This window comes from Azospirillum sp. TSH64, assembly GCF_003116035.1.
Lineage (GTDB): Bacteria > Pseudomonadota > Alphaproteobacteria > Azospirillales > Azospirillaceae > Azospirillum.
The window spans coordinates 6,388,371-6,407,457 of the sequence record NZ_LGQW01000015.1 but is presented as its reverse complement, the minus strand read 5'-3'; the positions used below and the strand labels follow the sequence as shown (position 1 = coordinate 6,407,457).

At 69.5% G+C, this 19,087-nt stretch carries 15 protein-coding genes and 1 tRNA gene; 15 read left to right on the top strand and 1 reads right to left on the bottom strand.

Translation table 11 applies throughout. The features are described from left to right. Positions 1-25 precede the first annotated feature (25 nt). The 12 genes from fliN to TSH64_RS30255 all read left to right on the top strand — a co-directional run bounded on the left by fliN (position 26) and on the right by TSH64_RS30255 (position 15,040). Positions 26-343, top strand: a complete 318-nt coding sequence (gene fliN / locus TSH64_RS30310) for a flagellar motor switch protein FliN (protein ID WP_098737805.1) — start codon at positions 26-28, stop codon at positions 341-343. After that, entirely contained in the window at positions 343-1,275 is a 933-nt protein-coding gene (locus tag TSH64_RS30305; protein WP_109450773.1) for a MotA/TolQ/ExbB proton channel family protein, read from the top strand. Before fliN ends, TSH64_RS30305 begins: the two co-directional genes overlap by 1 nt. 4 nt (positions 1,276-1,279) lie before the next feature. After that, positions 1,280-2,836: a sigma-54 dependent transcriptional regulator gene (locus TSH64_RS30300; RefSeq protein ID WP_109450771.1), complete on the top strand. Its 1,557-nt coding sequence runs from the start codon at positions 1,280-1,282 to the stop codon at positions 2,834-2,836. A 41-nt stretch (positions 2,837-2,877) separates the two neighbouring features. Beyond that, the gene (flhA, locus tag TSH64_RS30295) at positions 2,878-5,049 is read left to right on the top strand and encodes a flagellar biosynthesis protein FlhA (RefSeq protein WP_109450769.1); all 2,172 of its coding nucleotides are present in this window, start codon (positions 2,878-2,880) and stop codon (positions 5,047-5,049) included. A gap of 46 nt (positions 5,050-5,095) precedes the next feature. Next, positions 5,096-6,385 (top strand): GTPase, encoded by a 1,290-nt coding sequence (locus tag TSH64_RS30290; protein WP_109450767.1) that lies wholly within the window; start codon positions 5,096-5,098, stop codon positions 6,383-6,385. Then, complete coding sequence (locus tag TSH64_RS30285) at positions 6,382-7,179, top strand: MinD/ParA family protein (protein ID WP_109450765.1); 798 nt, start codon at positions 6,382-6,384, stop codon at positions 7,177-7,179. The genes TSH64_RS30290 and TSH64_RS30285 overlap by 4 nt, the downstream gene beginning before the upstream one ends. A 19-nt stretch (positions 7,180-7,198) precedes the next feature. After that, positions 7,199-9,103, top strand: a complete 1,905-nt coding sequence (locus TSH64_RS30280) for a hypothetical protein (RefSeq protein ID WP_109450763.1) — start codon at positions 7,199-7,201, stop codon at positions 9,101-9,103. Next, the gene (locus tag TSH64_RS30275; protein WP_109450761.1) at positions 9,100-9,453 is read left to right on the top strand and encodes a hypothetical protein; all 354 of its coding nucleotides are present in this window, start codon (positions 9,100-9,102) and stop codon (positions 9,451-9,453) included. The genes TSH64_RS30280 and TSH64_RS30275 overlap by 4 nt, the downstream gene beginning before the upstream one ends. Positions 9,454-9,641: 188 nt before the next feature. Then, a complete protein-coding gene (locus TSH64_RS30270) occupies positions 9,642-10,364 on the top strand; it encodes a 2OG-Fe dioxygenase family protein (RefSeq protein WP_109450758.1) in 723 nt (240 codons plus the stop codon). A 242-nt stretch (positions 10,365-10,606) separates the two neighbouring features. Next, the gene (locus TSH64_RS30265) at positions 10,607-11,692 is read left to right on the top strand and encodes an aldose epimerase family protein (RefSeq protein WP_247873225.1); all 1,086 of its coding nucleotides are present in this window, start codon (positions 10,607-10,609) and stop codon (positions 11,690-11,692) included. 77 nt (positions 11,693-11,769) lie between these two features. Next, on the top strand, positions 11,770-13,269 hold the full coding sequence (gene pyk, locus TSH64_RS30260) for a pyruvate kinase (protein ID WP_109450754.1): 1,500 nt from the start codon (positions 11,770-11,772) through the stop codon (positions 13,267-13,269). A gap of 298 nt (positions 13,270-13,567) precedes the next feature. After that, positions 13,568-15,040, top strand: a complete 1,473-nt coding sequence (locus TSH64_RS30255) for an MHYT domain-containing protein (protein ID WP_109450752.1) — start codon at positions 13,568-13,570, stop codon at positions 15,038-15,040. Positions 15,041-15,731: 691 nt separating this feature from the next. On the opposite strand, the gene TSH64_RS30250 is transcribed toward TSH64_RS30255, so the two are convergent. Continuing rightward, positions 15,732-15,808, bottom strand: a tRNA-Arg gene (locus TSH64_RS30250). Positions 15,809-16,115: 307 nt separating this feature from the next. On the opposite strand from TSH64_RS30250, the gene TSH64_RS30245 reads away from it, so the two are divergent. From TSH64_RS30245 to TSH64_RS30235, 3 genes are read left to right on the top strand one after another with little or no spacing between them, the layout of a single operon-like run. Then, complete coding sequence (locus TSH64_RS30245; RefSeq protein WP_247873224.1) at positions 16,116-17,153, top strand: LacI family DNA-binding transcriptional regulator; 1,038 nt, start codon at positions 16,116-16,118, stop codon at positions 17,151-17,153. A gap of 29 nt (positions 17,154-17,182) precedes the next feature. Beyond that, positions 17,183-18,199: an ABC transporter substrate-binding protein gene (locus TSH64_RS30240; RefSeq protein WP_109450748.1), complete on the top strand. Its 1,017-nt coding sequence runs from the start codon at positions 17,183-17,185 to the stop codon at positions 18,197-18,199. After that, a complete protein-coding gene (locus TSH64_RS30235; RefSeq protein WP_247873223.1) occupies positions 18,196-19,083 on the top strand; it encodes an ABC transporter permease in 888 nt (295 codons plus the stop codon). Before TSH64_RS30240 ends, TSH64_RS30235 begins: the two co-directional genes overlap by 4 nt. The last annotated feature ends 4 nt before the right edge of the window (positions 19,084-19,087 follow it).

The following is a 19,087-nucleotide window of genomic DNA, read 5'->3' as shown; positions in this document are numbered from 1 at the left end:
GGAATGAAGGAGGTCCGAGACCGACATGCCGAGCGACAATTTCTCGCTGAACGATCTGCACGGCGGCGATGGCGACGACTACGCCAGCCCCGGAATCACCAAGGACCTGGAGGCGGTGTACGACATCCCCGTCCAGATCTCCGCGGTGCTGGGCAAATCGACCATGCAGGTGGCGCAGCTGCTGAAGCTGGGCCGCGGCGCGGTGGTGGAGCTGGACCGCAAGGTCGGCGAGGCCATCGACATCTACGTCAACAACCGCCTGGTCGCCCGCGGCGAGGTGGTGGTGGTGGAAGACCGGCTGGGCGTGACGATGACGGAAATCATCAAGTCGGACCGCGGCTGATGGCGGTTTCGTCCGACACCGGCGCGGCCCGTGCCAAGGCGAACCCAGGCGGCGGCACCCGTGCCGCGGCGCAGGGCGAGCCGGCAGGCACCCCCACCGGTGCTGCCGCGCCGGGACGGAGCGTGCGGCTGCGCGGCGGGCTGGACGTGGCGACGCTGGTCGGGCTGGCGGCGGCGGCCGGGGTGATCCTGATCGCCATCACCACAGGCGGGTCGGCGCGCGCCTTCCTCGACCCGCCGTCGCTGCTGATCGTGCTGGGCGGGACTCTGGCGGTCACCACCGCCTCCTTCTCGCTGGGCGACGTGGCGGTGGCCTGGAAGAACGCCGCGGCGGTGCTGGTCCACCAGACGCTCGACCCCAAGGGCGTGGCGCGGCAGGTCCTGCTGCTGGCCGAGGCCGCCCGCCGGGCCGGGCCGGAGACCCTGCGCAACGTCCTGCCGGAACTGCGCGCCGAACCCTTCCTGCACCGCAGCGTCACCCTGATCACCGAGGGGCTGCCGCCCGACGCCATCGAGCGGATGCTGACCGGCGAGGTCGAGGCGACCGCCGGCGGCCACGGCAAGAGCGCCGGCGTGCTGCGCCGCGCCTCGGAAGTGGCGCCGGCCATGGGGCTGATCGGCACGCTGGTCGGGCTGGTGCAGATGCTGGGCAGCCTGAGCGACCCGTCGGCCATCGGGCCGGCGATGGCTTTGGCTCTGCTGACGACCTTCTACGGGGCCGTGCTCGGCAACGTCGTCCTGTCCCCGCTCGCCGCCAAGGTGGAGCGGGCGGCTGAGGAGGACGCGCTGGTCAAGACCCTCTATACCATCGGCGCCGTGTCCATCGCGCGCCAGGAGAATCCGCGGCGTCTGGAGATGCTCCTGAACGCCGTCCTGCCGCCTGGAAAGCGGATCCAGTATTTCGACCGGGAAGCCCCGAGAGTGGGAGCGTAAGGCTATGCGTCTGCTGATCGTTGGAACGTTGGAAGGCTACATCACCGCCGCCGGCAAGATCGCCATGAAGCGGGGGGCCAAGGTGTCGCACACCGACAGCATCGAAGGGGCGCTGACCGCCTTGCGTGCCGCCGCCGGTGCCGATCTGGTGATGATCGACGTCAAGCTGGACATCGCGACCTTCATCGACAGCCTGAAGTCGGAGCGCATCACCATCCCGGTGGTCGCCTGCGGCATCGGCACCGATGCGGCCGCCGCCGTGCGCGCCATCCGCGCCGGCGCCAAGGAGTATCTGCCGCTGCCGCCCAATGCCGAGCTGATCGCCGCGGTGCTGGAGGCGGTGGCCGAGGAAAGCCACTCCATCGTCTGCAGCGACCCGGCGATGCTGGCGACTCTGCGCCTTGCCGAGCAGGTGGCGCCCAGCGACGCCTCGGTGATGATCACCGGCGAGAGCGGCACCGGCAAGGAGCTGATGGCCCGCTTCATCCACCGCAAGAGCCGCCGGTCGGGCGAGCCCTTCGTCGCGGTGAACTGCGCCGCCATCCCGGAGAATTTGCTGGAATCGGAGCTGTTCGGCCACGAGAAGGGCGCCTTCACCGGCGCCGTCGCCCGGCGGCTCGGCAAGTTCGAGGAGGCGAACAACGGCACCCTGCTGCTGGACGAGCTGTCGGAGATGCACCCGAGGCTCCAGGCCAAGCTGCTGCGCGCCATCCAGGAGAAGGAGATCGACCGCATCGGCTCCAGCCAGCCGGTGAAGGTCAATGTCCGCCTGATCGCCACCTCCAACCGCAACCTGGAGGCGGAGGTCCGCTCCGGCAACTTCCGCGAGGATCTGTATTTCCGCCTGAACGTGTTCAGCGTGGCGATCCCGTCCCTGCGTGAACGCCCGGCTGACATCCCGATGATCGCCGAGCATTTCCTGAAGAAGTATGCGGAGGCCAACGGCCTGGGCGACAAGCGCCTGACCGAGGACGCCATGCTGATGCTGAAGACGCATCACTGGCGCGGCAACGTGCGCGAGCTGGAAAACACCATGCACCGTGCCGTCCTGCTGTCGCGCGGCGAAGAGGTCGGGCCGGAAGCCATCATGCTGACCAGCAAGATGCTGGCCCCGGAAGGCAGCGCCCAGGCCTCGATCCCGTCGGACTCGCCGGTCGCCAACCCGTTCGCCGGTCCCGGCGGCACGGTTCCGGCCGCCGCCGCCCAAAGCCAGCCGGCCACCCCCCTGGTGGTGCCGCCACAGGGTGCCCTGCCGACCAGCTACGGCCCGCCCAAGGGCGGCAAGCCCGGTCCCTACGGCATGGCCGCCAACAGCAGCGCCGCGGCTGCCGCCAACGCGGGCACCAGCGGCGCCGGCCTGGCGGCGCTGATCGGCCGCACGGTGGCCGACGTCGAGCGCGACCTGATCCTGGAGACGCTGACCCACTGCCTGGGCAACCGCACCCACGCCGCCAACATCCTGGGCATCTCGATCCGCACGCTGCGCAACAAGCTGAAGCAGTATGGCGACGAAGGCCGCAGCGTGCCCACCCCGGGCAACGACGAACGGGCGACGGCCTGACGTCCCGTCCGGGACCGGGATCTTGAGCGGCGGGAGCATCCATGGCGCTGACGGAGCATAATGGCGGCGGCGGGGGCGGCGGTCCCGGCAACATGGCCGCCTTCGGCGAGATGTGGGCCGTCACCAAGGCGTCGCTGAAGCGCGGCGACGTGGCGATGGCCATCGGCATCCTGATCGTCGTGGTCGGCCTGATCATGCCGCTGCCCGCCGTCATGCTCGACATGATGCTGGGGCTGAACGTCACCATCTCCATCCTGATCCTGATGGTGGTGCTGTTCATCGAGAAGCCGCTCCAGCTGTCGTCATACCCGACGATCCTGCTGATCACCACGCTGCTGCGCCTGTCGCTGAACATGGCCTCGACGCGCCTGATCCTGACGCAGGGACATGAGGGGACGTCGGCCGCCGGCCATGTGATCGAGGCCTTCGCCAGCCTCGTCATGGGCGGCGATTTCGTCATCGGCGTGATCATCTACGCCATCCTGACCATCGTGAACTTCAAGGTCATCACCGCCGGTTCGGGCCGCATCGCCGAAGTGGCGGCGCGCTTCACCCTGGACGCCATGCCCGGCAAGCAGATGGCCATCGACGCCGACCTGTCGGCCGGCATGATCGAGGAGAGCACGGCGCGCGCCCGCCGCAAGGAGCTGGAGGACGAGAGCGCCTTCTTCGGCTCGATGGACGGTGCGTCGAAGTTCGTGAAGGGCGACGCGGTCGCCGGCCTGATGATCATGTTCATCAACATCATCGGCGGCGTGACCATCGCGGTCCTGCGCCACGACATGCCGGTGATGACGGCGCTGGACACCTTCACCAAGCTGACCATCGGCGACGGGCTGGTGTCGCAGATCCCGGCGCTGGTGATCTCGATCTCCGCCGGCTTCCTGGTGTCGAAGGCCGGCATGGGCGGCTCCACCGACAAGGCGGTGGTGGGGCAGCTGACCGGCCACAGCCAGGCGCTCGCCCTGTCGGCCGGCGCCGTCGGCGTGCTGGCCCTGCTGCCGGGCATGCCGATCCTGACGCTGGCCCCGGTCATCGGCGCCGTCGGCTTCGCCGCCTGGTACATGCCGCGCCTGCGCGCCAAGAAGGAGGCGGAAGAGGCCGCGGCGGCGGAGGAAGCGGCGGCGGCCGGGGCGGGCCCCGGCGGCATGCCCGGAGCCGGGCCGGCGCCGGACGAACCGATCGCCACGGCGCTCGCCATCGACCTGATCCGGCTGGAGCTGGGCTACGGTCTCTTGTCGCTGATCAACCAGCCCCAGGCCGGCAGCCACCGGCTGACCGACCAGATCAAGGGGCTGCGCCGGCAGATCGCCGGCGAGGTCGGCTTCGTCATGCCGGCGGTGCGCATCCAGGACAATTTGCAGCTTCCGCCCAACACCTACATCATCCGCGTCAAGGAGATCGAGGCCGGGCGCGGCGACATCCGGCCCAACATGCTGCTGGTGATGGACCCGCGCGGCGACGCCATGAGCCTGCCCGGCGAGCAGACGGTGGAGCCGACCTTCGGCCTGCCCGCCATCTGGATCGAGCCGGGATACCGCGAGGAGGCCCTGTTCAAGGGCTACACCGTGGTCGATCCGTCGACCGTGGTGACCACCCACCTGACCGAGCTGATCAAGGACAACATGCCGGAGCTGCTGTCCTTCACCGAGACGCAGAAGCTGCTGGACGAGACCGACAAGGAACACCAGAAGCTGATCGCCGACGTGGTGCCCGGACAGATCACTGTGGGCGGCCTGCAACGGGTGTTGCAGAATCTCCTTGCCGAACGGGTTTCGATCCGGGATCTTCCCACGATATTGGAAGGGGTATCCGAAGCGACCAGCCAGACCCGCAGCATCACCCAGATCACCGAGCATGTGCGCTCCCGCCTTGCCCGGCAGATCTGCGACGCGAACACCAACGAGATGGGATTCATCCCTCTCGTCACCCTGTCGCCCGAATGGGAGCAGGGCTTCGCGGAATCGCTGGTGGGCGACGGCGACGACCGGCAGCTGACGATGGCCCCGTCCCGCCTGCAACAGTTCATCACCTCCGTCCGTCAAACCTTCGAGCGACATGCCATGATGGGCGAGAGCCCCGTTCTGCTGACCAGCCCGCTGATCCGTCCGTTCGTCCGCTCGATCGTCGAGCGGTTCCGGCCGGCGACCGTGGTCATGTCGCAGAACGAGATCCACCCGAAGGCCCGCATCAAGACCCTGGGGCAGATCTGATGGCGCGCGGCATTCCCATCCCCTTAGCTGACGGAAGGCGCTGCCGATGCGGCTGAAGTCCTTCCACGCCAAGACCATGTCCGACGCCATGCGGATGGTGCGCCAGTCGCTGGGCGACGACGCCATCATCGTCGCCACGCGCGAGGAGGAAGGCGGCGGCGTGCGCGTGACGGCGGCGGTGGAAGAGGACGACCTGCCGCCGGCCCCGTCCTCCGGTTCCGCGCGCAACGGCCGCGGCAGGGCGCCGGCCAAGCCGGTCGAACCCGAGATCGACGTCGGCGAGGTGGTGGCCGACGCCCTGCAACGCCACGGCGTGCCGGCGTCGCTGGCCGAACAGCTGATCGACGCGGCATCGGGGCTGGACACCGAGGATCCGCGGCTGGCCCTGGGGTCGGCGCTCGATTCCTATTTCACCTTCAACCCGCTGCCGGACGGCCGCGCGCCGGTGAAGCCTCTGGCGCTGGTCGGCCCGCCGGGGTCCGGCAAGACGCTGGTCGCGGCCAAGCTGGCGGCGCGCGCCGTCTTCCGGAAATGCTCGGTCGGCGTCATCACCACCGACACGGTGCGGGCCGGCGGCGTCGACCAGCTGGCCGCCTTCACCCGGCTGATGAAGCTGAAGCTGGCGACGGTGGAGGATCCCGACGCGCTGGCCGGCGCCTTCGAGGTGCATCGCCGGACCGATCTGGTCCTGGTCGACACCGCCGGGCGCAACCCGTTCGACGCCGAGGACATGCAGGACCTCCGCGCCATGCTGTCCGCCGGCGAGGTGGAGCCGATCCTGGTGCTGCCCGCCGGGCTCGACGCGCTGGAGGCCGCCGACATGGCGATGGCCTTCAAGGCGGTCGGCGTGCGGCGCATGCTGGTCACCCGGCTGGACATGGCGCGCCGGCTGGGCAGCGTGCTTGCCATCGCCGCGCGCGCCCGGCTGTCCTTCTGCGACGCCAGCATCTCGTCCAAGGTGGCGGAGGGGCTGACCGCGCTGAACCCGCTGGCGCTCGCCCGCATGATGATCCCTGCCGAAGAGAAGGCGCCCGCCGTCAAGGACCAGGCGCCGCGCCGCTCCGCCCGCAAGGCGGGCTGGGACGAGGACGAGGACGGCCACGGCGGCGACCACCAGGACCACGAGCCGGACCGCACCCCCGAACGCAAGCCGAGCTTCGGGCGGGGGTATCAGGCAGAGGATCTGGAGGACGGGGAACCGGAGATCGAGCCGGCACCGCCGCCACCACCACCGCGCAGGGCCGCCGCGGCAGCCAAGCCGACGAAACCCGCAACCGCAAAACCCGCAACCAAGGCTAAAGCCGCCAGTTCCCCCTCGTCGAGGACCCTGCCATGACCGATCCGGTGTTCCCGGCCGCCCTCAAGAACGTTCGCCCGCTGCGCGGCGCCAACGTCATCGCCGTGGCCAGTGGAAAGGGCGGCGTCGGCAAGACGTGGTTCTCCATCACGCTCAGCCACGCCCTGACCAAGGCGGGCATGAACACCCTGCTGTTCGACGGCGATCTCGGGCTCGCCAACGTCGACATCCAGCTTGGATTCTCGCCCAAGAACGACCTGGGCGCCGTCATCAACGGCGAGGTGACGCTGGCCAAGGCGGCGCAGCGCTTCACCGACACCGGCTTCGACATCATCGCCGGCCGCTCGGGCTCGGGCACGCTGGCGCAGTTGCCGAGCCAGCGCCTGTCGGGCCTGCGCAACGACCTGCTGGAGCTGGCGAAGAGCTATGACCGGGTGGTGATGGACATGGGGGCCGGCGTCGACCGCACGGTGCGCACTCTGTCGGGTCCGGCCGGCATCACGCTGGTGGTGACGACGGACGAGCCGACCTCGCTGACCGACGCCTATGCCTTCATCAAGCTGACCCATGCCACCAACCCGTCGGCCGACCTGCGGATCGTGGTGAACATGGCGCAGAGCGTGAAGGACGGCGAGCGGACCTACGGCACCATCCTGAAGGCCTGCCAGAATTTCCTGAAATACAAGCCGGCGCTGGCGGGCATCATCCGCCGCGACCTGAAGGTGCGCGACGCCATCCGCAACCAGACCCCGCTGCTGACCCGCTCGCCCGCCAGCGACGCGGCCCGCGACGTCGAGGCGATCGTGCAGCGGCTGCTCGCCAGCGCCCGGTAACCGGCCGGGACGGGCGGGCATGGGCGGGGCGATCCCACCGTCGGTCACGCCGGCCGCCGCCACCGCCGCGGCAGCCCCCGCCGCGCCCGCCCCCGTTACCGCCGAGGCCACGGTCGTCCAACTTCCCGAACGGCTGCCGGAGGTGACCCGACCGGTGGTGCTGACCGGCACCGTCGCCGGCCAGACGCCGGAAGGGCTGACCCGCGTGCGCACCGCGGCGGGCGAACTGCTGCTCGACAGCGCCACGGAACTGCCGCCGGACAAGCCGGTCACCGTGCAGCTGACCCCCGGCAGCACGGCCTCGCCGGGCGCCCCGGCCACGGCGCTGCCGGGCAAGCCGACGGCGCTGATCCTGCTGCAATCGCTGGCAAGCCCGGCCACGCCACAGAGCGCCGGGCAGACCGGCAGCACGACCCAGACCCCAGCGGCCGGCAGCGGCGCCACGCCCGCCGTCCTGCTGCCCACCCCGACGCCGACCACCGTCCCGACCAATCTGCCGCCGCTGCTGCCGGGCACCGTCGTGCCGGCACTGGTGCTGGCCGGCGGGTCGGGCGCCAAGCTGCCGACCGCCGCCGCGCCCCCGGCGCAGCCGACGCCCACGGCACCGGCCCCCGCCGCACCGGCCGGGACCGCGAAGCCGGAAGCTCCGGCCGCCGGGACGCCTGCCGCGGCGACGGGCGGACCCTCCACGCCCGCCCCGACCATGGGCGGCGGTAGCGCCACCTTCGGCACGCCGGTCCAGCTGGGCGGCAACGCGGCCCATCCCGGCGCCGAGACGCCGACGGCACCCACTCCGCCCGGCTCCAACGCATCGGGTTCGCCCCCGCCGGGGGAAGCCGCCGGCAATCCCGAACCGCCGGACCTGCCGCGCGGCGCCACGGTGGCGCTGAAGATCCTGACGGTCACCCCGCCGCCGCAACAGCCCCAACCGCCCGGTAATCCGGGGGCGGGCAACCCGGAGGCCAACGGGCGCAATCAGCAGGCGGGGAGCCAATCCGGCCAGCAAGCGGGCGGACAGGCCGCCGCTCTGCCGATGCCGCAAGCCGACGAGGCGGCCCTGCCACCCGATACCCCCATCCTGCGCGGCACGGTGGCCGGCAGCACGCCGCAGGGGCAGCCGATCCTGGCGACCAAGCAGGGGATGCTGGCGCTGAACGTCCCGGCCAGCCTGCCGCAAGGGGCCACGGTGACGGCGGCGCTGGCCGACCTCGCCCGCGCCACCCAGGCGGCGGCCCCCACCCTGCCCGGCCCGCCGGGACCGCTGGACGGGCGCGACTGGCCGGCGATGCGGCAACTGATGGCGACGCTGGCGGCGGCCGATCCGGCGGCGGCCAAGGCGATGCTGGCGACGATGCCGCAGCCGAACCGCAAGCTGACCGCGGCGCTGGGCTTCTTCCTGTCGGCGATGCGCGGCGGCGACGCGCAGGGCTGGCTGGGCGACGATGCCGCCTCCGCCCTCGACAAGGCAGGACGCCGCGACCTGCTGGAGCGGCTGGAGAAGGATTTCGACGGGCTGCGCCGCGAGGCGGCGGAACCGCTGCCGGGCGACTGGCGCAGCTACACCATCCCGCTGATGGACGCGAACGGGCCGAAGCCGATCAGGCTGCATGTCCACCCGTTGCAGGAGGATGAGGAAAGCGGCGGCGGCGAACGGTCGAAGCCCGGCAGCCGCTTCGTCATCGACCTCGACCTCAGCCGCTTCGGGCCGATGCAGCTGGACGGTCTGGTGCGGCCCAACCATTTCGACCTGATCCTGCGCAGCCATGCCGCCCTGCCGCCGGAACTGCGGGTCGAACTGATCCAGATCTTCGCCGACAGCGTGCGGGCGGTGGGCTACACCGGCGGCCTGTCCTTCCAGTCGGGCGCCCGCAGCTGGGTGAAGCTGACCCGCGCCGGCCAGGCCGGGCTGGGGGTGTCGGCATGAGGCGGGAGCGGCTGTCCACCCGCCCCTCTCCCGATGCCCGCCACGATTTCCTGATGGAGCTGCGCGGCGAACCGCTGCCGGGGGTGCGGCTGACCCTGCGGCTGGTGCCCGACCTGCTGGTGCCCGATCCGGCGTCTGTCGTTGCCTATCTGGCGGAGTTTGCCGGCTTCCCGGATGGGTTGGAGAATCTGGCCGTCGCCATTCTCGACGACATCAACAACGAGCTGGTGCCGCGCTGGGTCGAGGTGGCGGTGGAGAGCGACGCCCCCCTGCCCCACCGCGTGGTGATCGAGGACCGGCAGCCGAGCTGGGACAACCCGTCGCTGCTGGGGCGGCTGCGCCGGCTCTGACAAGGGGGTTCAGTCGTCGTCATGCAAGGCGGCGCTTGGAGCAGGGGCTGCGGGATGAGAAGGGTCCGCGGCTGTTGTGATAGGGTGCGGGCACGAAATCGCTTGAGATCGGATCGCGGAAAATCGGGCTCGATTTGAAGCGTGACTCCGATCGTCAAACACAAAGCTATTGAAAGCGGACAGGCCAGATGACCGATGATCTTCCTGCGGTTCGTGACGCTGTGGCGGCGGACGGCTTCTCCTTCGTCGCGGCGGACGCCATGCAGGGAGTGCTCGACGCCGCCGGGCTGCGGGACTGGGAGGGGTTCAGCGCCAGTTGGAACGACCTGGGCCTCGACACCTACATGGCGGACGGCGGGCGCTACCGCCGCCGCCGCCACGCCGCCTTCGCGGTGTCGGCCGGGGAGATCAGGCGCAAGCCGCACCAGCCCCACTACCAGAGCCGGGACTACAATCCGCTGAACGGCGGCCTGGAACGCTGGTTCGAGCCGATCAGCGAGGCGGTCGCGACCCACCCCGCCCTGGACGCGATTCTGAAGACCTGCTTCGCGCTGTTCGACCCGCTCACCCCCGCCGCCACCAAGCCGGAGGTCTGGCACACCGAGGTCCATCAGTTCCGCATCGAAGCCCGTGCCGGCGAGGCCGGACGGCCCACCCCGGAAGGGATGCACCGCGACGGCGTGGACTGGGTGCTGGTGATGCTGATCCGGCGCGAGAACGTCTCCAGCGGCACGACCAGCATCCATGACCTCGCCGGCCGGCCGCTCGGCAGCTTCACCCTGCGCCATCCGCAGGAATCGGCGGTGGTCGACGACGCCCGGGTGTTCCACGGCGTGACGCCGGTGGAGCCGACCGATCCGGCGCGCCCGGCTTTCCGGGACGTGCTGGTGGTGACGATGCGGCACGCCTGAAGCGGCGCGCCGTCACGCGCCGTAACCGGAATCCTGCGGCATACTGTCCACATCAGCGTCCAGCTCCCGATGCGGTTTGCCTTCTATGCTAATATATTAGTATAATAATGCCATGAGTTATCCGGTGAGGCCGAGTCATGACCGCGGATCCCTTGGAGACGGCGCTGCTCCTGCGCGTGGTGGTGATCCTGGGGCTGCTGCTTCTCGGTTTCTGCTAACCTCTTCCACAGGGATGCCTGAGCATGGCGACCGACCTCAAGCGAGAGAATTATTCCGCCACCATCGACGGCAAGCCGGTGGATCTGTTCACCCTGCGCAACGGGCGCGGCATGGTGGTGCGCATCACCAATTACGGCGCCAAGATCGAACAGATCCTGGTTCCCGACCGCGACGGCGTGGTGGGCGACGTGGTCCAGGGCTATGACGGGATCGAGGGTGCGATGGGCGGGCAGGCGTCCATGGGCTCCTTCATCGGGCGTTATTGCGGGCGCATCCCCGACGGGCGCTTCACCCTGGACGGCGTCGCCCATCAGGCCGCGGTCAACAGCCCGCCCAACACCCTGCATGGCGGCCAGCGCGGCTCGCGCTTCCGGGTCTTCGACGCCCGGCAGCTCGACGAGTCCAGCCTGGAGCTGACCCATGTCTTCGCGGACGGCGAGGAGGGCTTTCCCGGCACCCTGCCGCTGCGGCTGGTCTATACGCTCGGCGACGACAACGCACTGACCATCGCCTGGACCGCGGTGGCGGCCGACAGGACCACCATCGCCAACTTCACCGACCACACCTTCTTCAACCTGTCGGGCGATCTGGGGTCGTCGATCCTTGACCATGTCGCCACCATCCAGGCCGGCCGCTATCTGGCGCTCGGCGATACCGGGGTGCCGACCGGCGAGATGGTGGAGGTCGCCGGCACGCCGCACGACTTCCGCACCCCGGCGGCGCTGGGCGCCCGCATCGACGCCGACGACCGCATGCTGGCGCTCGGCAAGGGCTACGACCTGCATTACGTGGTCGACAAGCCGGTGAACGGCCCGACGCCCGTCCTCAACGCCCGCTTCCTGCACCCGGCCAGCGGCCGGACGCTGGAGGTGCTGTCCACCGAACCCGGCCTGCAGCTCTACACCGGCAATGCCCTGGAGGGCAAAACCCCGCGGGACGTCGGCAAGGGCGGCACGCTCTACACCAAGCACAGCGCCTTCTGCGCCGAACCGTCGAAATTCCCCAACTCCATCAATCTCCCCTCCCTCTGGCCGTCCTTCCCCTCGACCGTGCTGCGTCCCGGCCAATGGACCGCCGGGTCCATCGTCTACCGGTTCGGGGTCGCCTGAGGCGGCGCCGCGCCGCCCGTCTCCGCCCCCGCGACCTGCACGGCAGCCCACATTCCTCCCTCGGAGTCCGTTACGCCATGAGCACCGCCAAGCCGATCCGCCGTTACCGGCAGACGAAAGTCGTCGCCACGCTGGGTCCGTCCTCCTCCTCGCCCGAGATGATCCGCCGCCTGTTCGAGGCCGGCGTCGATGTCTTCCGCCTGAATTTCAGCCATGGCAGCCACCAGGACCATGGCGAGCGCGTCCGCGCCATCCGCGCGCTGGAGGAGGAGACCGGCCGCCCCATCGCCATCATGGCCGACCTCCAGGGACCGAAGCTGCGGCTGGGCCGCTTCGCCGACGGGCCGGTGACGCTGACCGCCGGCCAGCCCTTCTGCCTCGACCTGCTGGCCGAGCCGGGTGACGCCCGCCGCGTCGGCATGCCCCATCCGGAGATCTTCGCCGCCCTGGTGCCGGATGCCGAGCTGCTGCTCGACGACGGCAAGGTGCGGCTGCGGGTGACCGCCTGCGGCGCCGATTTCGCCGAGACGGTGGTGGTGTCCGGCACCAAGCTGTCGGACCGCAAGGGCGTCAACGTGCCGGGCGTGGTGCTGCCGCTGTCGCCGCTGACGCCCAAGGACCGCGCCGACCTGGATTTCGCCCTCGACCAGGGGGTGGATTGGGTGGCGCTGAGCTTCGTCCAGCGGCCGGAGGACGTGGCGGAGGCGCGCAAGCTGATCGCCGGCCGGGCCGCGCTGCTGTCGAAGCTGGAGAAGCCGCAGGCGATCCAGCATCTCGACCGCATCGTCGAGATGTCGGACGGCGTCATGGTGGCGCGTGGCGACCTGGGCGTGGAGATGCCGCCGGAAGACGTGCCGTCGATCCAGAAGCGGATCATCCGCGCCGCCCGGTCGGCCGGCAAGCCGGTGATCGTCGCCACCCAGATGCTGGAATCGATGATCTCCGCCCCCGCCCCGACCCGGGCCGAGGCCTCCGACGTCGCCACCGCGGTGTTCGACGGCGCCGATGCCGTCATGCTGTCGGCCGAGACCGCGTCCGGCGACTATCCGGTCGAAGCCGTGTCGATCATGGACCGCATCGCCCGGCGGGTGGAGGGCGATCCGCTCTACCGCGGCCTGATGGATGCCCAGCATGCCGACCCGGAACAGACGGAATCGGACGCCATCACCGCCGCAGCCCGTCAGGTCGCCCATACGGTGAAGGCGGCGGCCATCGCCACCTACACCACCAGCGGCTCCACCACCCTGCGGGCGGCGCGCGAACGGCCGGAGGTGCCGATCCTCTGCCTGACCGAGAGCGCCGCCATCGCCCGCCGGATGGTACTGGCCTATGGCGTCCACGCCGTGCTGACGGAGGATGTCCAGAGCTTCGCCGACATGGTGCACAAGGCGGCGCGGCTGGCCTATGTTCATGGGCTGGCCGAGGAGGGGCAGCGGCTGGTCATCACCGCCGGTGTGCCGTTCGGCATGCCGGGATCGACCAATATCCTACGAATCGCCTGGGTCGAGGCGCCGAGCCGCGCGGAGCGCGACCGCGAGGCCCGTGCCCGCCAGCCGATGGCCTTCGCCGACGCCTGACCGCATCTTACCTTCCGCCGAACGCCAGGCTTCCGTTTCGTATAAACGGAGGCTTGGCGGAGTACCAAACGCACAGCGCATCTGCCTGACGTTCTATCGACTCCAATGCTCTTGACACCCGCCGCAGAAAGATAGCTTTTTAGCTAACTACCGGCAATTGACCGGTGCCGCTCGATGCCCGACTGTTGGAGTCGGGGTATTTCTCCTTCTGGACGCCCTGACGGTTGACCGGGCGGTCGAAAAGAGGCGGTCGGGCAGGACGGCCGGCAGCGGCCGGGTGTTTTCAGGAGTGTCGTGGATGTCGTTCCAACTGGCCGGGTTGTGCTTCACAACGGCGTCCGGCCTGCCGTTCTCCCACGACCATTGGCTGGTGGCCCTGTCCTATGCCGTCGCCGCCTTCGCCTCCTACTCCGCGCTGGACATGGCGGAGCGGATGCACCGGACGGACGGCGCCGCCCGCATGATGTGGCAGGGCTGCGCCGCGGCGGCGCTGGGCGGCGGCATCTGGGCCATGCATTTCATCGGCATGCTGGCGCTGACCATCGACACGCCGATCGCCTACGATCCGGTGAAGACGCTGCTGTCGCTGGTGACCTCGGTCGCCTTCGTCGCCGTCGGCTTCCGCATCATCCAGCGCCGCCGCTCCCTCGCCACCATCGCCGCGGCCGGCGTCATCGTCGGGCTCGGCGTGGCGACGATGCATTATCTCGGCATGGCGGCGATGGTGCTGCCGGCCCGCATCGCCTACGACCCCACCCTGTGGGGCCTGTCGGTCGCCATCGCGGCGGCGGCGGCGGCGGCGGGGTTGTGGCTGGCCACCCGCATCCACCGCCTGCTGGAACGCACGCTGGCCGCCCTGGTGATGGCGGTGGCGGTCTGCGGCATGCATTACACCGGCATGGCGGCCCTGGTGGTGCAGGTCGATCCCACGCTGATGGCGGCGGACGGCAGCCTGGGGGACGGGGTGTCGAGCGGCCCCCTGGCCGCTCTGGTGGCGGTGGCGGCCTTCGGCCTTCTGCTGCTGGCGCTGGTCTCGGCCATGGCCGACCGCAAGGTTTCCGCCGCGTCGGCGCGCGAGGCCGCCGCCCTGCGCATCGCCAATCTGGAACTTGAGGCGGCCCGCCTGCAGTTGGAGGCCAACCAGCGCGAGATCATCCGCCGCCTGTGCAGCGCCGGGGAATTCCGCGACAACGAGACCGGCCAGCATGTGGCACGCATGGCGCAGATCTCCCACCAGCTGGCGCTCGCCGCCGGCTGCACCGCCAACTATGCCGCGCAGGTGCTGGAGGCGGCCCCCCTGCACGACATCGGCAAGATCGGCGTCCCCGACCAGGTGCTGCTGAAGGCCGGACGGCTCGAGCCTGAGGAATGGGTGATCATGCGCCGGCACGCCAGTATCGGGCAGCGGCTGCTGGCCGGCAGCGGGCTGCCCCTGCTCGACCTCGCCGCCGAGATCGCCGGGACTCATCACGAGAAATGGGACGGCACCGGCTATCCCAACGGTCTGGCCGGAACGGACATCCCGCTGTCCGGCCGCATCGTCGCCATCGCCGACGTGTTCGACGCCCTGCTGTCCGCCCGCCCCTACAAGGAGCCCTGGCCGCTGGAGAAAGTCGTCGGCTTCATGCGGGAGCAGGCCGGTCTCCATTTTGATCCCGAACTGGTGACGGTGTTCCTCGACAGGCTCGACGTCATGGTGGCGATCCGCGGGCGCTTCGTCGACGAGGACCACACTCCGCCGCTGCTGGCGGAGGCGGGCGCGGCCGAATAAGGTCCCCCGGACTGCAACGCCTTTTCTGCAACGCCTTCTGCAAAATCTTGCGGTGAGTGCGGTTCCGGTGCGGGAGCGCCGAGCGCCGCGCCATGGCGCATCCGTCAGCTGGGTCAGGAGGCGCTGCCGGCGGGCGGTGCATGACAAAAACTATCCTTTACCCGGCGGCCACGGCAGGGCAAATTCAGAAACCAACTTATGAGAGAAAATATGAAGGCGCTAATTCTTCCGGCGATATTGTTGGTTGTGGGATGCGGCGCCAAGGATGGCCCGCATGCGGCTCTGCTGCCGGACGGAACCATGGGAAGTTCAGTTACCTATTGGACGGGGACAGGCGATCAGGGCAAATCCGCCGCTCAAGAATTGGAGTATATGATTAGAATCAATGGCTATTGTTCTTCGGAGGAATCCGTAAGATTCATAGCGCTCGATGAAGTCGCCGCGGGAGCTGGGAGAAAGATTTCAGGCGTATACAAATGCCAGCCCAAGGTTTAGTTTTGGCGCCTATGCAATCAACCAATCAGTATTTTAGGATATTGTCGGGCAGCAGATTGTGGATCGCGAGCCGACAGCCGAACAACTTCCGTGATCGTCCACTGGCAGGCTCGAAAGACCAAGGAAAAATCTGATGGGGAGGCGATACGCGCTAGAGCGGATTTAACTGTTAAATCAACGCTCTAGCGCAAATCGATGGCGGACCCGACGAGATTCGAACTCATGACCTCTGCCTTCGGAGGGCAGCGCTCTATCCAGCTGAGCTACGGGTCCATCGCTGGTGGAGGCGCAACATAGCCCAAGCCATTCGGGGACGCAAACACAAAAATCACAGATTTTCCGACAGCTTGCAGACACCCTCGTCCGCCCTTCGACCTCTGCCTTCGGAGGGCAGCGCTTCAACCGGTTCGGGCGCATGGAAACGTTTCCATTCTTCACGAAACCGTTTTCACGACGTCATGCGATTGCAACACACCGCCGCCACTCTGCACCCGCGCCGGATCGGCCGGCGCCGGAAACAACAGCCTGGAACAAGGGTTGGCGGATGGTGCGGGGCGGAATGCGGGCGGGCGATGGACGGATGGCGGACGGACGCGCGATGGACCGCGTGGCGACGATCCGCGACGTGGCGGCGCGCGCCGGGGTGTCCATCGCCACCGTGTCGCGCGTGCTGAACGGCAGCGGCAACGCCACGCCGGAAACCATGGAAAAGGTCCGCGCCGCCGCGTCCGACCTGTCCTTCCGCCCCAGCACCATCGGCCGCAACCTGAAGGCGGCGCGCACCCGCACCGTCGGCGTGCTGGTGCCGTCGCTGACCAATCCCGTCTTCGCCGAAAGCGTCGCCGGCATCCAGGACGCGGCGGCGGAGGCCGGCTACAGCGTGCTGATCGCCTCCACCGACTACGATCCGGGACGGGAGGTGCGCGCCATCGAAGGGCTGCTGTCCAACCGGGTCGAGGGGCTGGTGCTGACCGTCGCCGATGCCGACCGCAGCGGGTCGCTCGACACGCTGGACGAGGTGCGGCTGCCCTATGTGCTGGCCTACAACCAGCCGGAACGGGTGCCGCGCGCCCATGTGTCCGTCGACAATGTCGCGGCCTCCCGCGCGGTGGTGGAGCGGATGACGGCGCTCGGCCACCGGCGCATCGGCATGATCGCCGGGCGCTTCCGCCAGTCCGACCGCTCGCGCCGGCGCCATGCCGGCTGGTCGTCGGCGCTCGCCGATGCCGGGCTGCCGCCGGGGCCGGTGGTGGAGGTCGATTTCAACGAGCTGCGGCTGGCCCACCGGCTGGCCCCCCTGCTGGAGGGGCCGGAGCGGCCGACGGCCTTCTTCGCCTCCAACGACATGCTGGCGCTCGCCACCATCCGGGCGCTGCGCGACCTCGGCCTGTCGGTGCCCGACGACCTGTCGGTCTGCGGATTCGACGGCATCGAGGTCGGGCGGCTGATGGCCCCCAGCCTCGCCACCCTGGTGCAGCCGGCCCGCGCCATGGGCGCCACCGCCTTCGAATGCCTGCGCACCGGCTTTTCCGGCGAATTGCAGGGCCGCGCCGTGATGCTGCCCTTCACCCTGCGTCCGGGCGAATCGCTCGGCCCGGCACCGTCTAAATCCTCCTAAGCGCTTTCCGAACGGAGACCCCCCGGATCATGTTCAAGCCGCTCCTTCTCGGCGCTGCCGCGCTGGCCGCCGCCCTGACCACAGTGGTGACACCCGCCGCAGCCGCGGAACCGGTCGCGATCTGCTACAACTGCCCGCCGGAATGGGCGGACTGGGCGTCGCAGCTGAAGGCGATCAAGGCCGATCTCGGCATCGCCGTGCCGTTCGACAACAAGAACTCGGGCCAGGCAATGGCCGCCATGCTGGCGGAAAAGGACAAGCCGGTGGCCGACGTCGCCTATCTCGGCGGGCCGGTCGGCATCCAGGCCAAGGCGGCCGGCATCGTCACCCCCTACAAGCCGGCGGCGTGGGCCGACATCCCCGACGGGATGAAGGATGCCGACGGCAACTGGTTCGCCATCCACAGCGGCACGCTGGGCTTCTTCGTCAACACCGAGGCGCTGGGCGGCAAGCCGGTGCCGCAGAGCTGGGCCGACCTGCTGAAGCCCGATTATTCGGGCATGGTCGGCTATCTCGACCCGACCAGTGCGGCCGTCGGCTATGTCGGCGCGGTGGCGGTCAATCTGGCGCTGGGCGGCGATTACGGCAGCTTCGACAAGGCGGTCGGCTGGTTCAGGGACTTGCAGAAGAACCAGCCCATCGTGCCGAAGCAGACCTCCTACGCCCGCGTGCTGTCGGGCGAGATCCCGATCCTGATCGACTACGACTTCAATGCCTACCGCGCCAAATACACCGACAAGGCGCCGGTCGCCTTCGTCATCCCGACAGAAGGCACGGTGTCGGTCCCCTATGTGATGGCGCTGGTCAAGAACGGCCCGAACCCGGAGAACGGGAAGAAGGTGCTGGACTATGTGCTGTCCGACAAGGGCCAGACCCTGTGGGCCAACGCCTTCATGCGCCCGGTGCGCGCCGAGGCGATGTCGCCGGAGACCGCGGCCAAGTTCCTGCCGGCCGCCGACTATGCCCGCGCCAAGCCGGTCGATCTGGTTCGTATGGCCGAGGCGCAGAAGGGCTTCATGGACCGCTATCAGGCGGAGGTGAAGTGAGCGCCTGCGCGCAGGACGCCCCCCTTCCCCACCGGCCGGCGGCCCGTCCGCCGGTCCGGCCGGGGTGGGCGGGCGAGCCGCTGCGGCTGGCGGCCCTGCTGGCTCCGGCGGCGGTGGTGTTCGCCGCCTTCTTCCTGCTGCCGCTGGTCCGGCTGATCCTGATCGGCGCCGGCGGGACGGCGGGATGGTCGGCCTATCTGACCACGCTGGCCGATCCCGGCCATCTCGACAGCCTGATCTCCACGCTGGCGCTGTCGGCCGGGGTGACTTTGGTGACGCTGGCGGTATCGACCGTCGCCGGGCTGTTCCTGGTGCGCAACCGCTTTCCCGGCCATGCCCTGCTGGTGGCGCTGCTGACCTTTCCGCTGGCCTTTCCCGGCGTGGTCATCGGCTTCATGGTCATCATGCTGGCCGGGCGTCAGGGGCTGATCGGCACCATCACCCAGGCGCTGGGGGCGGGGAAGCTGGTCTTCGCCTATTCGATGGCCGGTCTGTTCCTCGGCTACGTCTATTTCTCGATCCCGCGCGTCATCCTGACGGTGATGGCGGCGGCGGAGAAGCTGGACCCGCGGCTGGAGGAGGCGGCGCGCTCGCTGGGCGCCTCCTCCTGGCGAGTGGTGGCCGACGTGATCCTGCCGGCGCTGAAACCGGCGCTGATCTCGGCGGGTGCCTTGTGCTTCGCCACCTCGATGGGTGCGTTCGGCACCGCCTTCACGCTCGCCACCCGGATCAATGTGCTGCCGATGACGATCTACACCGAATTCACGCTCCAGGCGAACATCGCCGCGGCGGCGGCGCTCAGCGTCCTGCTCGGCCTCATCACCTGGGCGGCGCTGGCGGTGGCGCGCAGCGTCGCCGGCACGTCGGTTGCGGCGGCGGGGTGACGAT

What these genes read in the sequence shown, in the direction of transcription:
- fliN (WP_098737805.1), top strand. Translation starts at nt 26, where the DNA reads ATGCCGAGCGACAATTTCTCGCTGAACGATCTGCACGGCGGCGATGGC.
- TSH64_RS30305 (WP_109450773.1), top strand. Translation starts at nt 343, where the DNA reads ATGGCGGTTTCGTCCGACACCGGCGCGGCCCGTGCCAAGGCGAACCCA.
- TSH64_RS30300 (WP_109450771.1), top strand. Translation starts at nt 1,280, where the DNA reads ATGCGTCTGCTGATCGTTGGAACGTTGGAAGGCTACATCACCGCCGCC.
- flhA (WP_109450769.1), top strand. Translation starts at nt 2,878, where the DNA reads ATGGCGCTGACGGAGCATAATGGCGGCGGCGGGGGCGGCGGTCCCGGC.
- TSH64_RS30290 (WP_109450767.1), top strand. Translation starts at nt 5,096, where the DNA reads ATGCGGCTGAAGTCCTTCCACGCCAAGACCATGTCCGACGCCATGCGG.
- TSH64_RS30285 (WP_109450765.1), top strand. Translation starts at nt 6,382, where the DNA reads ATGACCGATCCGGTGTTCCCGGCCGCCCTCAAGAACGTTCGCCCGCTG.
- TSH64_RS30280 (WP_109450763.1), top strand. Translation starts at nt 7,199, where the DNA reads ATGGGCGGGGCGATCCCACCGTCGGTCACGCCGGCCGCCGCCACCGCC.
- TSH64_RS30275 (WP_109450761.1), top strand. Translation starts at nt 9,100, where the DNA reads ATGAGGCGGGAGCGGCTGTCCACCCGCCCCTCTCCCGATGCCCGCCAC.
- TSH64_RS30270 (WP_109450758.1), top strand. Translation starts at nt 9,642, where the DNA reads ATGACCGATGATCTTCCTGCGGTTCGTGACGCTGTGGCGGCGGACGGC.
- TSH64_RS30265 (WP_247873225.1), top strand. Translation starts at nt 10,607, where the DNA reads ATGGCGACCGACCTCAAGCGAGAGAATTATTCCGCCACCATCGACGGC.
- pyk (WP_109450754.1), top strand. Translation starts at nt 11,770, where the DNA reads ATGAGCACCGCCAAGCCGATCCGCCGTTACCGGCAGACGAAAGTCGTC.
- TSH64_RS30255 (WP_109450752.1), top strand. Translation starts at nt 13,568, where the DNA reads ATGTCGTTCCAACTGGCCGGGTTGTGCTTCACAACGGCGTCCGGCCTG.
- TSH64_RS30245 (WP_247873224.1), top strand. Translation starts at nt 16,116, where the DNA reads ATGGCGGACGGACGCGCGATGGACCGCGTGGCGACGATCCGCGACGTG.
- TSH64_RS30240 (WP_109450748.1), top strand. Translation starts at nt 17,183, where the DNA reads ATGTTCAAGCCGCTCCTTCTCGGCGCTGCCGCGCTGGCCGCCGCCCTG.